The sequence below is a fragment of the Vibrio sp. Scap24 genome (genome assembly GCF_013394185.1).
GTDB lineage: Bacteria > Pseudomonadota > Gammaproteobacteria > Enterobacterales > Vibrionaceae > Vibrio > Vibrio pomeroyi.
Map to the genome: position 1 here is coordinate 1,249,027 of NZ_CP041333.1, position 13,390 is coordinate 1,262,416.

At 44.1% G+C, this 13,390-nt stretch carries 12 protein-coding genes; 3 read left to right on the forward strand and 9 right to left on the reverse strand.

The genetic code is table 11. The annotated features are described in order from the left end of the window. Positions 1-130: 130 nt before the first annotated feature. Positions 131-3,298 (reverse strand): chitinase C-terminal domain-containing protein, encoded by a 3,168-nt coding sequence (locus tag FLM53_RS21015; protein WP_176679556.1) that lies wholly within the window; start codon positions 3,296-3,298, stop codon positions 131-133. A 451-nt stretch (positions 3,299-3,749) separates the two neighbouring features. Between FLM53_RS21015 and FLM53_RS21020 the strand changes: the two genes are divergently transcribed. Beyond that, entirely contained in the window at positions 3,750-5,336 is a 1,587-nt protein-coding gene (locus tag FLM53_RS21020) for a BCCT family transporter (protein WP_176679555.1), read from the forward strand. Between the two features lie 160 nt (positions 5,337-5,496). On the opposite strand, the gene FLM53_RS21025 is transcribed toward FLM53_RS21020, so the two are convergent. Next, on the reverse strand, positions 5,497-5,859 hold the full coding sequence (locus FLM53_RS21025; protein ID WP_176679554.1) for a RidA family protein: 363 nt from the start codon (positions 5,857-5,859) through the stop codon (positions 5,497-5,499). A gap of 250 nt (positions 5,860-6,109) precedes the next feature. On the opposite strand from FLM53_RS21025, the gene FLM53_RS21030 reads away from it, so the two are divergent. Beyond that, entirely contained in the window at positions 6,110-6,556 is a 447-nt protein-coding gene (locus tag FLM53_RS21030; protein WP_146449751.1) for a DUF417 family protein, read from the forward strand. Positions 6,557-6,660: 104 nt separating this feature from the next. On the opposite strand, the gene FLM53_RS21035 is transcribed toward FLM53_RS21030, so the two are convergent. The 7 genes from FLM53_RS21035 to FLM53_RS21065 all read right to left on the reverse strand — a co-directional run bounded on the left by FLM53_RS21035 (position 6,661) and on the right by FLM53_RS21065 (position 11,886). Then, a complete protein-coding gene (locus FLM53_RS21035) occupies positions 6,661-7,137 on the reverse strand; it encodes a GNAT family N-acetyltransferase (RefSeq protein ID WP_132936138.1) in 477 nt (158 codons plus the stop codon). A 77-nt stretch (positions 7,138-7,214) separates the two neighbouring features. After that, positions 7,215-7,679: an acyltransferase gene (locus tag FLM53_RS21040; RefSeq protein ID WP_176679553.1), complete on the reverse strand. Its 465-nt coding sequence runs from the start codon at positions 7,677-7,679 to the stop codon at positions 7,215-7,217. Between the two features lie 113 nt (positions 7,680-7,792). After that, a complete protein-coding gene (locus FLM53_RS21045; protein WP_176679552.1) occupies positions 7,793-7,942 on the reverse strand; it encodes a hypothetical protein in 150 nt (49 codons plus the stop codon). A 94-nt stretch (positions 7,943-8,036) separates the two neighbouring features. Continuing rightward, the gene (locus tag FLM53_RS21050) at positions 8,037-8,393 is read right to left on the reverse strand and encodes a hypothetical protein (protein ID WP_176679551.1); all 357 of its coding nucleotides are present in this window, start codon (positions 8,391-8,393) and stop codon (positions 8,037-8,039) included. Between the two features lie 224 nt (positions 8,394-8,617). Beyond that, positions 8,618-9,865 carry a RidA family protein gene (locus FLM53_RS21055; protein ID WP_176679550.1) on the reverse strand — a complete coding sequence of 416 codons (1,248 nt, stop codon included), beginning with the start codon at positions 9,863-9,865 and terminating at the stop codon, positions 8,618-8,620. A 619-nt stretch (positions 9,866-10,484) separates the two neighbouring features. After that, entirely contained in the window at positions 10,485-10,835 is a 351-nt protein-coding gene (locus tag FLM53_RS21060) for a hypothetical protein (RefSeq protein ID WP_176679549.1), read from the reverse strand. Positions 10,836-11,001: 166 nt separating this feature from the next. Then, positions 11,002-11,886 (reverse strand): AraC family transcriptional regulator, encoded by an 885-nt coding sequence (locus tag FLM53_RS21065; RefSeq protein WP_176679548.1) that lies wholly within the window; start codon positions 11,884-11,886, stop codon positions 11,002-11,004. 193 nt (positions 11,887-12,079) lie between these two features. Here FLM53_RS21065 and FLM53_RS21070 point away from each other — a divergent pair, with 193 nt between their 5' ends. Next, entirely contained in the window at positions 12,080-13,228 is a 1,149-nt protein-coding gene (locus FLM53_RS21070; protein ID WP_176679547.1) for an iron-containing alcohol dehydrogenase, read from the forward strand. Positions 13,229-13,390: the final 162 nt, after the last annotated feature.

The window sequence follows — 13,390 nt, forward strand, 5'->3', positions numbered from 1 at the left end:
ATTATCTTTTATCATTACCTTTAGCATTATTTAAGCTCAGTACACGATGTTTAAATGCGCTCTTACATTCACTTATCCAACAGTCGTGTACTGCACGGTTAACGTATTGGTTTAACCCATTTCGTCTTTATTAAGAACAAACCTGAGTCCAGCTACCGTCGCTACCCGGCTCAGAGCTTGTCCACCAGTTAGCTTGGTAAATACTACCGTTGTGAACCACTTGGTCACCCGTGTTTGCATGGCTTGGATTACCTGCCCAATCTTTCTGAGGTAGATCTGGGTAAACCGTTAACCCCGCAGTGTCACACGTACCAGGGTTTGTGCCACCATCACCAGGATTACCACCACCAGAGCTGATATCACCTAATGGTAGATCGGGTTGCTCGAAGCTAAAGGCATAATCGACGCCATTCACGCTCACTGCATAGTTTGCAGGACCTGAAATGGGCAAGTAATACACCATATCTAGCTCATACACACCACCAGCTGGAAGATCTTCCCATGCAGGTAACGTGAACGCTACGCGGTGCATAGTACCGTCTAATCCGCCGATGTTATCCGCACGAGTATGACCCGAAGCAATCACAGACAAACCACCGCCCGATTGATCTTTCGCGTTATCAGGAGCTGACACTGGGATGTCGAATTGGAACTCAGTTCCACCCGGAAGTGCTTGCCCTGTATTGTTCGTGAACGTGATCTTAGGGTTGATTGGGTAGTTTTGGTCACCGACTTTGAAGCCACCAACTGATACCGCAATATCGAGCGCTTCTGTTGGGATAGCACCCGTCGCGACTTTGTTTCCATATGGGGTTGCAGACTTAAACTTATCGTAGATAGCTTTCGTCATTGTGTTACCCATGTGGAACTCACCGTTACCGCTGTTACATGCTTGTTCAGTGGTATCGATTGAAGTTCGGTTGCCGCTCGCATCCAGTACATAACAGTTATAATCCCCTGCTAGTTCCCAAAACATAATGCCGCCGATTTCTTTATCGATAACGTAGTCCGCTTTCACATCGATAGACTGCTTATCTTCTGTAGAAAGGAATACGCCCTTCTCTGCATTCCACAACCAAGGTGCAACCGCCACGCTGTCGTAGTTACGCGTGTAAGTGCCGGTTAGAACATCCGTTGGATCGTTGACAGGATCAAGCTTGTAAGCATCCGCATAAGAACCCCAAATACCTTTCTCTAGGTTCTTCGCGTGCCACATTGGGTTGGAACCCGCACCCATTTCGTTGCCTTTCGGATCGGTATCGTGCCACATGTTGTCGATACCAATTGCGCCATGACCACAGTTGTTCTTCTCGCCTTCGCCTGTACCCGCCGCACATTCAGATTGATTTGGTAGCGCAGCTCGACCCCAAAGACCATTCTCACCACCCGTTACACCTTGCCAACCACGCGTGTAGTAAGGCACACCGATGTTAATACGACCTGCTGGCATAGAACCACGGAAGTAATGGTAAGCCCAATCCGTATTCAGGTAACCGATACCACCGTAAGCCGCAGTGCCATAAACATTCCACTGTGCTAGCTCTGAATCTTTACCTGTATCAAACAAGGCAGCGTTATGACCAACATGATCGTTCCACGCACCGTGAAGGTCGTAAGACATGATGTTTACGTAATCGAGATACTTGGTGACATCGAATGTTTCCATACCGCGCAATAGGTAACCAGAAGAAGGAGCCGCGATCGTTAACATGTAATGATTGCCATCTTCCGCAGACGCCACATCAAGCTTCTCACGCAACACTTTCATCAAGACTTGGTAGGAAGCCCAAAGGTACTGACGACGTGGTTCCATGAAATCTTTGTCGTATGGGTTACCAGCACCCGCCATTGAGGTTGGGTATTCGTAGTCAATATCTAGACCGTCGAACTGGTATTTACGAAGCATTTCAACCGCTGAAGTCGCGAATGTTTCGATACCTTGATGGTTAATAGAACCGTCAGCGTTAGTCGTCATGGTGTAGAAACCACCATCAGCAACTCGGCTGCCGTCAGTCGCGAAGTGGCCGCCCGTTTCAGCCCAACCACCGATTGAGATTAGAGTCTTAACACCGTGTTTTTTCTTCGCGGTTGCGAGTGCACCAAAGTGACCTTTAAAACCTAATGCAGGATCAACTTCCACGCCCGGCCACTCTTTACCGACAGCAGCATTATTCGGATCATTTACATCACCCACATTTACTTTGCCGTCTGAACCAATGCTCACGAACGCATAGTTAATGTGTGTGAGTTGCTCCCAAGGGATGTCATTGACTAAATAAGCCGCTTGAGGGTCGTCCCCTGCGCGCCAGCTTGTGAAGTAACCAATTACACGACGTGGGTGATCCGCGCCCATCTTCTCGCGGCCTTCATCATCGTAAATCGTACAGTAAGGGACATCGATGCCTTGCGTTTGATACAAGCCATCAGGTCGACAAGTGCTTACCGTTGGAGCGCCATTCACCGTCAAAGAAGCCAGTGCTGATTCCGCCGTTGCGCCTTGGTTGTCTGTCGCTTTCGCGTAAACCGCTAAAGAGCCTGCTTGAGTGGTTGTGTAATCTAGCGTGTATGGGCTTGTCGCAGCTGTACCCACAAGAGCACCCGCTACGTAGAAATCAACCTTATCAACCGTGCCATCGCTGTCTGCTGCCGTTGCTGTCAGTGTGACTACACCACCAACATCAACAGAAGTCGCTGAAAGTGCTACCGAAACTGTCGGTGCTTCATTACCTGGTTGTGCTGAATCAACAGAAACAGAAACCGCACTTGCAACACTTACTGCGCCTTCATTATCCGTTGCAACAACTGAAACTTGATGGTTACCAGACGTTGCAGCCCAAGCCGCCTCAAATGGTGCCGCTGTCACTACTGCAACCGACGAACCATCAACAAAAAATTCTACCGAAGCGACACTGCCATCAGAGTCCAGTGCTGTTGCGCTAAGTACCACATTATCGCCTTCAACAATCACATCGGATGCGGTTGGCGCTGTTAACGAGGCGGTTGGCGCTTCATTTGGTGTACCGCCGCCTCCATTACCGCTGCACACATCCAGTTTTTTCCACTGTGCGTAATCACCTTCAAATTGGCTCGGATTGTTGTTTTGATTCCAGTAATTCGCTGAGTACGCGCTGCCGTCATGTGAAACCTGATCACCACCGGTGTAAACCGTGGCTGAGTCCCACGTTTCTAACGTTGAACAATCAACAGCCGCATAACTGTTGAACGCCATTAAGCATGACGCGGTGAGAGTACTGAGTGTAAAAACCTTCTTGGCCACTCTTCCTTGGTTTAGGTGCATGTTAGCTATCCCTTAAGTTGTTGTTTCAAGATGTTTAATCTAAATGGCACTTTCCTCACCACTTAAATCTCTTCGCAAAACAACTGTAGGTAACAGCGCCAATTAAACACCTAAAATATTCAGTATTTATAAAATGACTCGCATTAATTTGTTTATAGCATGCAATGAGTCGACACTTATTTTGCACCAACAACTAATATTAAATTATTTCGGAAAGCTAAAAAATAATGTCTCAAAAATCGGAAATGTGATTCAGGTTTGAGAAAAAAATTCGCATTAAATCTAACCAAAAAGTAGAGATTTGTAGGCGATTTGATGTTCTTTTTAGAATTCGCCCACTTTTTGATAACAAATGTGTTAGTATCGGCGGCTTTTTTGACGAACCTCACATTTCTATGCAAGTGTGGGAGAAATACATAGGCTTGAAAGAGCCAAATATAGCGAAGAAATAATGTCCAACTTGACGCAAGTCGCCAACGAAAACATCAACGCAGAATCTACTTCTATCGATTTCAATAAAGCTCAATCTTTGGGTGAAAAACTGGAACTCGGAAACCCAGTATTTTGGCTTAGTGGCAGTTTTTTAACCCTCTTTGTCATCCTCGCTTTCACCAACACCTCCGTATTGTCCGAACTTGTTAACATCGGCTTTAGTTACTCAACTAAGTGGTTCGGTGCTTTCTGGCAAGTCCTATTACTACTCAACTTCATCATCGGCTTAGTGCTTGCACTAGGGCGCACAGGCCACGTTCGTCTAGGAACCCTTGCCCTCCCTGAAATGACCACCTTTAAATGGATGTCTATCGTCCTATGTACGCTGCTAGCTGGCGGCGGTGTGTTCTGGGCAGCAGCAGAGCCTATTGCTCACTTTGTTTCGGCTCCACCACTTTATGGCCACGCTGATCCTCAAGCGATGGCGTTTAACGCTCTATCACAATCTTTCATGCACTGGGGTTTCCTTGCATGGGCAATCTTAGGTGGTTTGTCTTCTATCGTGTTAATGCACCTGCATTACGACAAAGGCCTTCCTCTTAAGCCTCGCACTCTGCTTTACCCAGTACTTGGCGATAAGGCTATCAACAGCTGGGTGGGTAACGTAGTCGACGCATGCAGCATCGTTGCTGTTGCCGCAGGTACTATCGGTCCTATCGGTTTCCTTGGTCTACAAATCAGCTACGCATTGAGCGAACTGTTTGGTATTTCAGACAGCTTTGCGACTCAAAGCGTGGTTATCCTGTTTGCAATCGCAATGTACACATTGTCTGCATTAAGTGGCGTGAACAAGGGCATCCAGCTGGTTAGCCGTTACAACATCATCTTGTCTGTGTGCCTAATCGGCTACATCCTTCTAGTAGGCCCAACGAGCTTCATCGTAGACGGTTACCTGCAAGGCATGGGCGAAATGGTTGATAATTTCATCCCAATGGCGCTTTACCGCCAAGATACGGCGTGGCTAGGTGGCTGGACGGTATTCTTCTGGGGTTGGTTCTTAGGCTATGGCCCAATGATGGCAATCTTTATTGCTCGTATCTCACGCGGCCGCACCATTCGCCAAATGATCGTTTCTATCAGCATCGTTGCACCGCTTGTGACGTGTTTCTGGTTCAGTATCGTTGGTGGTAGTGGTTTAGCGTTTGAACTAGAGAACCCAGGTGTGATTTCTAGCGCGTTCGAAGGGTTCAACCTTCCAGCAGTTCTTCTAGCAATTACTGCGCAACTGCCGTTCCCTACTCTGATTGCGATTCTGTTCCTTATCCTGACGACCACGTTCATCGTGACGACAGGTGACTCAATGACTTACACAATCAGTGTAGTAATGACGGGCACAACAGAGCCGAACGCAGCAGTACGTACCTTCTGGGGTATCATCATGGGTGCGGTAGCTATTGCACTTATCTCGATGGGCTCTGGCGGCATCTCTGCTCTACAGTCGTTCATTGTGATCACAGCCGTTCCTGTATCCTTCATCTTGCTGCCGTGTTTATGGCACGCACCACAGATCGCGAAGCAGATGGCAAGAGATCAAGGCATCGCTTAATACCTAACCCGATTTAGTTTGGGTTAGCGTGTAAAACGAAAAAGCCACTCAAGTGATTCACCTGAGTGGCTTTGTTTTATCTGTTCGCTGCCTAATTGATTAGCTGATTAGCTGATTAGCGTTGATATCGACTAATGCTTACTTCTAGAGATATTTCGGCTTATTGAAACTTTTCACCCGCAGCAACCATAAACGACATCTCAACCAACAGTTCTGGGTTTGCCAGTTCAGCTTTTACACATGTACGACTTGGTGCGCTACCTTCAGGGAACCATGAATCCCACACTTCGTTCAGTGCATCGAAGTTAGCGAAATCTGTTAGGTAAATAGTCACCGACAATACGCGAGATTTATCGCTGTCGACCAAACTCATCATTTCTTCAGCTTGATCAAAAATTTGCTGAACCTGACTCTTAATTCCTGCCGATGTATCCGTCTCTGGTACTTCAACAAAGCTTGCGATGCCATTAAATACGGTTACATCTGACCAACGTTTGGTCGGGTTAATTCTATGGATTTTCACGAGCGATTCTCTTCTTATAATTAGGATTTACGTCAGCGTAATCTAATCCAAATTCCTAATATTGAAAACAAAAATTAGAAAACGCCTCTGCCCACCTTAAACCTTTCCTTTGCAACCAACCACTTTTCGGCTTGATTCATGAAGTCTCAAACTAGCGCTTACTAAAAAAGATTAAGTATTATTCTCACAGCGAAATTAATTCTGTACTCGTGCGGTCATATTCAGGGATTTTATTAAATGGAGTACTTTTATGCATGTTCAAACCTATGATTTAAAACAGACTAATGTGGGATATAACCTTGGAGTGGTTGGCGTAGCATTAGTGCTCGCTTGGATTGGTATTTACAAGTTTACGCCAACCGAAGCGATGCTCATTGAACCGTTAATCGCAAATCATCCTGCAATGAACTGGCTTTACAATCTGTTCTCAGTGCAAGCTGTGTCTAACATGGTGGGTGGCGCGGAGATCATTGTCGCGATTGGATTGATCGTTGGATTTAAGAAACCGACAGTTGCTTTCTATTCAGGCATTGCTGCAGCGGCTATCTTTGTTGTGACACTCAGCTTCCTGATTACAACGCCGAATGCTTGGAAAGTATCGGATGGCATTTTAGTCACTAACTTCTTCCTAGTGAAAGACATCTTGTTCTTGGCGATCGCTATTAGCGTAATCGAACGTAACAAACCTCAGAAGTAACCGTAAATCTATAAGTGGCCGTAACTAGAAGTAACTTTAAACCTTGAAATAAAAAAGCTCGAAGCTGGCTAGAAGGACGCTACCAGCTTCTAATGTATAAAGTTTTACTCTGCACTAGCATCGTGATTGAAGCATTGTCTCGTTACCAAGCCCCATTTTTCGTCCTGATATTGATCTTCCACGTAGTTACCTGATGTGTAGTCATTAACGACCTCTCTCCAGAACTTAACTGCATGCTCAGCGCCGAGTACTTGCTTGATCTCCCAACTGCCTTTTAGATGTTCAAACAGCTCACAGATAAACCGTTTCCCTACTTTGTTTTTCCGAAAATAAGGCACGACATAGAAATCGCAGATTTCAAACTCATTTGGCGCTTTGGTTTCAATGGCGGTTAACGCAGCAGGAACTCCATCAATGTAGAGTAAGTAACCCGTTACGGTCTCCCCAAGCGTCGGGTAAATCTCAAACAAGCCATACTCGTCTGGTTTATCTCCGATGATCTTAGAAAACTCGGCGGCATAACCCTGATATAGATTCGCGTATACCTGTTGATTACCACTATAGACTGTCACAATGTTCATAAGTAACTCTCTGTTCTAACAATCACTATTGATGCCATATATTATGAATCATAAACCGTAGCTTTGTCTTTTCGAAACTAAGGTAAGTCTCTTAACTTCTTAGCAGGGTTACCTGCATAGATACCTTTCTCGGTGATGTCTTTGGTCACCACACTGCCCGCGCCGATTACTACCCCTTCGCAAATTCTGACAGACAATACTGTCGCATTGGAACCGATGGTAACGTTATTTGCTATAACGGTGCGTCCCCAACTGTCTGGGTTTGGATCTGGCTTACCCTCTTTGAACAAGTCATTTGCGAACATCACACCGTGGCCTACGAAGCAGTCACTTCCGATAGTCACATACTCGCAAATAAAGGTATGAGACTGGATCTTACTTCTCTCGCCTATCACGGAGTTCTTTTGAATCTCGACAAAGGGGCCAACGAACACGTCATCTTTAAGCTCACAACCATAAACGTTGCTTGGCTCGATGATAGTGACATTCTCACCACACGTAATATCAGTAATCTGCGCCTTTAAAACTCTAGGACTTGCCATACTTCCTCTCGACATTAGCGTCACAATTCAATCTAAGCGATTGTGCCGTATGCATTAAAGTGCATCAAATAGAGATGTTGAGAGTTGGTAATGGATCAAAGATCCTGCGTAAATTAAAACAAGCCAACCAACACGACTGACAACAGTATGCCACCTATAAAGCTAGGGGCATGAAACGGGCGAGCTTGGGATTTTACGTACTCTTTTTGAAGCTCTTCTTGATAAGTTTTGACGGCAAGTTCTTTTACGTAGTTATTTTGCATAATAAGCTCCTTTTCAATGATTAAGAGAAGCTTAAGACTTGAAGTAAGGTTGAGGTAAAGCAAAAATTCAGATTAATTGAACACTTGAGTTTTGTTACTCGAGGATTACCCTAAAAACATCATTATTCACACCACCCACGTCCACTAATTCTCCAGTTTTCACATGAAGTGACGTGTTTAGTTGTCGAGTTGAGCGTGGCTCTTTCGTTTCTCGAATCACGAGCATATCGACCAAGTAACCAGAGTCTTGCTTTCGTATTGAACCTGAAAAAGTCACGCTTTCAACCCTGTCCGCGAGTACAGAATTAAATGTTTTATCTTCTAGCACACCTGCCGAGATCGATGTATCGCCATAAAACAACGTGATACTGGTTGGTTCAGGTGCTAACACTTGATTGGATGAACACCCCATCATAGCTAGGCACAACATTAAAATAACTCGAAATTGCATAAACTGGTTTTCTTACGTTAAGCGTCTGTTTTTCATATTAAAACACTTCGCATCAATAAACGCCATACGTTGGCAGAAGCTTGTTTAGAGTGAGTTGTGTAGTGAAGCTTAACAAAGGGGTTATGTATTTAAATAGGGTTAGCTAATCAGAGAATCGGCTCTGACTCCTTGTTCAGAAGTTAGAGCCGACCTTGGATCGCTATATTCGAATTGGGTTCAGTGAATTAAGCAACGACGTCTTGTGGCGGTGTGCCTTCGCAGTTAGAAACGACGGCATCAATTTGGATTAAAGCATTCATAGGAATCTCTGAAACCCCTACCACCGTTCTTGCCGGTAAGTCAGCATTAAAGAACGTAGTGTAGATCTCGTTCACCGCATCAATATCTGAAACATCTTTAAGCTGAATATTAATTTTCACCGTATCGTCCATGCTGTGGTCAACACTTTCAATAATCGCCTTAATATTCTTAAGGCACTGTTCAGCTTGCTCTTTTATGCCACCAGCAACCACTTCATTGGTTTTCGGATCTACAGGCAGTTGACCTGAAATATGGTTGTAGTGAGAGAAAGCAACGGTGTGCGAATAAGGCATAAATGGCGCAGCAACCGTATTATTAGCTTCAATAACCAATAAGCGAGTGTCTTCTGGCAGTTGTGGCGGTGTGCCATCGCCGTGTGAAACGGACGTATCGATTTGAACTAAAGCGCCCTTTGGTAGTTCAGCAGCATTAACAAGTGTTCTTGCTGGCACATAACTTGGGAAGAACTTAGCGCAAACTTCATTCACCTTTTCTGCATCTTCAATATTTTTAAGGTAAATCGTGGTTTTAACCACATCGTTCATGACATGACCGATGCTCTCTAGAATCGTTTTAATGTTTGCTAAACATTGTGTCGTTTGTTCTGTGATACCACCTGAAACCAACTCACCTGTATTTACATCGATAGGCAATTGAGCTGAAAGGTTGTTGTAGTGAGAAAAAGCCGCTGTCTGAGTAGAGACAACACTCTGCGGAGCGTTATCTGTATTTCTTGATACCTTCACCAGCGCGCAAGGTGCTTGTGGTTTAGTCCCTTCGCCGTTTGAAATAAGCGCATCCATTTGAACTAAAGTGTCACTGTTCGGTAGCGCAGCTACGCCCACAACTGTGCGTGTAGGAAGACTATTGTTGAAGAAGCTTTTGTAAACTTCATCAATAGCATCGATATCAGAAATATTCTTTACGAAAATATTAATCTTCACAACATCATCCATAACATGGTCGATGCTTTCAACAATGGCCTTAATATTATTTAAGCATTGTGCAGCTTGGTCTTTAATATCACCAATCACTACTTCACCTGTTTTAGGGTCGACAGGTAATTGAGCTGAAAAGTTATTATAATGAGAAAAAGCGACCGTTTGTGTAGATACAAAATCTGTTGGTGCGTTTTCAGTATTTCTTGAAACTTTAATGATATCGCTACTCATCGAAATTATCCTTTATAATATAGGAATACGTGTTTATGTTGAACAATCGTATTGGAAAGAATGATTAAAGTAGCGCCATGTTAAGTGAATTATTTTAGGGTAAACGTGATACCCGTCAGACTCTAAGGTGACTATAAATCAGCAAGTTATAGAATAATTAGTCATAACACGACTAAATATCCGTCACATTTGGCTTTATCAACTGCTAAATTCTCTTTAATTTTCAAACTATTCAATAATCTTGAATACTCTCTCAGGTAATTCTATGAGTTATTTCCAAAATTTAGATGCAGTTTGATAGGTTGTTCACAATAAAACAGCCTTATTATCAGAACCATTGAACTACCAATAAAACATTATGAATAAACTCTTAATCTATTTAACTAATTATTTTTAAGAGGCTATTTTATACAAGTAAGTTAATAATATGTTCGATAATCAAATACCAACAATCGGACAAAGCCCATGGTTAGATACATTTACTCATATAATTAAACAAGCGAGATATTTAGGATAACTGCGTGAGAAAGTTGGTTGTGATACTAAGAGTGCTGTTTTCTGAAATGAAGATGGCGTCAAGACTAGCCATAGACGCCATTGTGTCTGGTTAACCTTCAATTCAAAGAAATTGCAGAACAAAGCAAGCAATGAAAGCGGGTAAACCAGCGATGAACAACACTAAGCCTGTCTGGTAATTCATTCGGTAGTGTTCTTGTTGGTCTTTATCAAAGTCATGCCCTTCGACCATTTTGTAGACTTTATCTGTAATTGGGTCATCAAGGCGTGTCGTTTTACTATGAACACCACCCTCCCACATTAACTTTGCTAGAACCCAAATAACAATGACCACAAAAAACAAGAAGTCGACGAGCCTTGTCGTGGCAAAGAAAGGAAAAAACTGAGAAAGCGCTAAAACAATCAACGCTGCTGTTAAATTAATTAGCGCTACTTTCTTCAATAAATCGAGCAAACTACCTCCTAGAAAAAGTATGTAATTTAGGTGTTCTTCAAATGACTATGATTTGTATACGAACAAGTATTTATAAAATAAATACTTCTCGATCAACCGAAAAATACGTGTGATATCGCATATTATGAAATGCCGCACGTTTCGGAACATAGGTATTGAGTAAAGGCTAAACAGCTCTTGGAGTAGTATTGAAGTGACGCTTAAATTCGCGACTGAATTGGGATGGGCTGGAATAGCCGACTCGGCGTGCAGCATCGTTGATTCGTAGGCCTTCTAACTGAATCAACTCTTTGGCTTTGTTGAGCCTTACCTTCTTCAAGTATTGAAGTGGTGATTCAAAGGTGACGTTACGGAAAGCATTATGAAAAGCAGACACACTCATGTTCGCTTCATCGGCTAGCGATTGAACGGTAATGGTTTGGTCATACTCTTCATGTACTTTAGACAGTGCTTTGGCAACACGTGCGTAATGGCCATCGTGATGGGCAAGATCGAATAAAACACGCCCTTCTGAACCGGTGAGCGCGCGATAAACAATTTCGCTAACAAGCGCATCGCCCAATATGTTGGCTTCAATATCGCAATGCAGGGTTTTGATCAGTCGAGTAAAGCTTTCTAGCATCCTATCTTCCATTGGGGTCGACTCTAAGCCACTCGAGTTCTGCTTATGTTTGTTGCAGTAACTTTCGAGAAAGCCTTGGTCTTCCAGCTTTTTCACCAAACTGTGTAAACGCTGAGAATCAATGTTGATCGATAAACCAAGCAAGGGTTCCCCATCGACAGGCAAGGCTTCGCACTCTAGTGGCATTGGCACGCCAACGACGAGGTAATCGCCCGCGGCATAAGTAACAGGCCTTTCACCGATATAGATGTTCTTTTGACCCTGCCCGAGCATGATGATGCCAGACTGATAGGTAAAAGGTTGGCGCTGGTTACCACCACTGCTTCGGTAAAACCAGACACCCTCGATCTCAGTTTCTCTGATCCCTTCGAGCTCATCCCAACCCTTGTATTCAACGTAAGACTGCATTAACTGAGCGAGTGTATTCATAACTGGTGATATTCCATTCAAGGTGCGGAGTGTATTTGCACAAAAGCCCAAAAAGAATAACAAATTTGTAGAAATAGGCAATTAATTTGGAGGAACTGGCCTTCACCACCCTAAATTCCTGTACTAATATGCAAATATAGAAATTGAGCAATAAATCAGAATAAAAAATCTAGCTTTACACAAGGAACCTACAATGCAATTTACTTATGTTAACCCTACAGTAATCCACTTCGGCCAAGGCCAAATCAACGCTATCAGCCAAGCGGTTGATACTTCAAAGAAAGTACTTGTCATCTACGGTGGCGGTTCAATCAAAAGCAATGGTGTTTACGACCAAGTAGTCGCATCTCTTAAAGATCACGCTTGGATTGAGTTTTCTGGTGTTGAAGCAAACCCAACGAAAGAGACGCTAGACAAAGCCGTCGCTCTTGTTAAAAAAGAAAACGTAGAATTCATTATCGCTGTTGGCGGTGGTTCGGTAATCGATGGTTCTAAGTATGTGGCTGCAGCGGCTAAATACGACGGTGACGGTTGGGATATCCTAGCGGGCAAACACCAAGTAACAGAAGCAACGCCAATCGGCGCAGTATTAACGCTTCCTGCTACAGGTTCTGAATCTAACATGGGTGCGGTAATCACGCGTAAAGCGACTCAAGAGAAGCTGGCATTCATGAACCCTGCAGTACAGCCTAAGTTTGCGGTAATGGACCCAGATGTAATGAAGTCTCTGCCTGAACGCCAGCTAGTTAATGGTTTAGTTGATGCTTGGGTACACGTATGTGAGCAATACATCACAATGCCAACAGACGCGATGGTTCAAGACGGTTACGCAGAAACACTGCTGAAAAACCTACTCGTACTGGGTAAGCAGTACGACGAGCGTGACAACGACGCATGGCGTGCAAACCTAATGTGGACTGCAAACCAAGCGCTTAACGGCCTGATTGGTACGGGTGTTCCTCAAGATTGGGCAACACACATGATTGGTCACGAGTTCACAGCACTATGGCACGTAGACCACGCGCGTTCACTTGCGATTGTTCAACCTTCGCTACTTCGTAACCAAATCGAAGCGAAGCGTGGCAAGCTAGAGCAAATGGGTCGTAATGTATTTGGCCTAGAAGCAGGTGCTGACTTAGCAGAGCGCACTATCGATGCAATCGAAGCGTTCTACCACAGCCTAGACGTAGCAACTATGTTCGACGGCTACGAAGCAACTAAATCGGCAGCAATCGACAACGTTGTTGCTCAGCTTGAATCACACGGTTACCTGCAACTTGGTGAGAACCAAGCAATCACGCCAGAGAAAACACGTGAGATTCTAGAGTCTGCGATTCACTAAGCTCGTTAAAGCTTAAAGAAGGCCGAACGAAGTAGATTACAAAGACAATTTGAACAAGTGAAGTGCCGTAAACAAGATTTATGACATCACATTGAACCAAATACTTTGGCCCTACGTATATCAAAAGCAGTGTCCATTTCGGGCGCTGCTTTTTATTTGCCC

Coding starts and splice junctions, on each gene's coding strand:
- FLM53_RS21015 (WP_176679556.1), bottom strand. CDS start 3,298: ATGCACCTAAACCAAGGAAGAGTGGCCAAGAAGGTTTTTACACTCAGT.
- FLM53_RS21020 (WP_176679555.1), top strand. CDS start 3,750: ATGTCCAACTTGACGCAAGTCGCCAACGAAAACATCAACGCAGAATCT.
- FLM53_RS21030 (WP_146449751.1), top strand. CDS start 6,110: ATGCATGTTCAAACCTATGATTTAAAACAGACTAATGTGGGATATAAC.
- FLM53_RS21035 (WP_132936138.1), bottom strand. CDS start 7,137: ATGAACATTGTGACAGTCTATAGTGGTAATCAACAGGTATACGCGAAT.
- FLM53_RS21040 (WP_176679553.1), bottom strand. CDS start 7,679: ATGGCAAGTCCTAGAGTTTTAAAGGCGCAGATTACTGATATTACGTGT.
- FLM53_RS21045 (WP_176679552.1), bottom strand. CDS start 7,942: ATGCAAAATAACTACGTAAAAGAACTTGCCGTCAAAACTTATCAAGAA.
- FLM53_RS21050 (WP_176679551.1), bottom strand. CDS start 8,393: ATGCAATTTCGAGTTATTTTAATGTTGTGCCTAGCTATGATGGGGTGT.
- FLM53_RS21055 (WP_176679550.1), bottom strand. CDS start 9,865: ATGAGTAGCGATATCATTAAAGTTTCAAGAAATACTGAAAACGCACCA.
- FLM53_RS21065 (WP_176679548.1), bottom strand. CDS start 11,886: ATGAATACACTCGCTCAGTTAATGCAGTCTTACGTTGAATACAAGGGT.
- FLM53_RS21070 (WP_176679547.1), top strand. CDS start 12,080: ATGCAATTTACTTATGTTAACCCTACAGTAATCCACTTCGGCCAAGGC.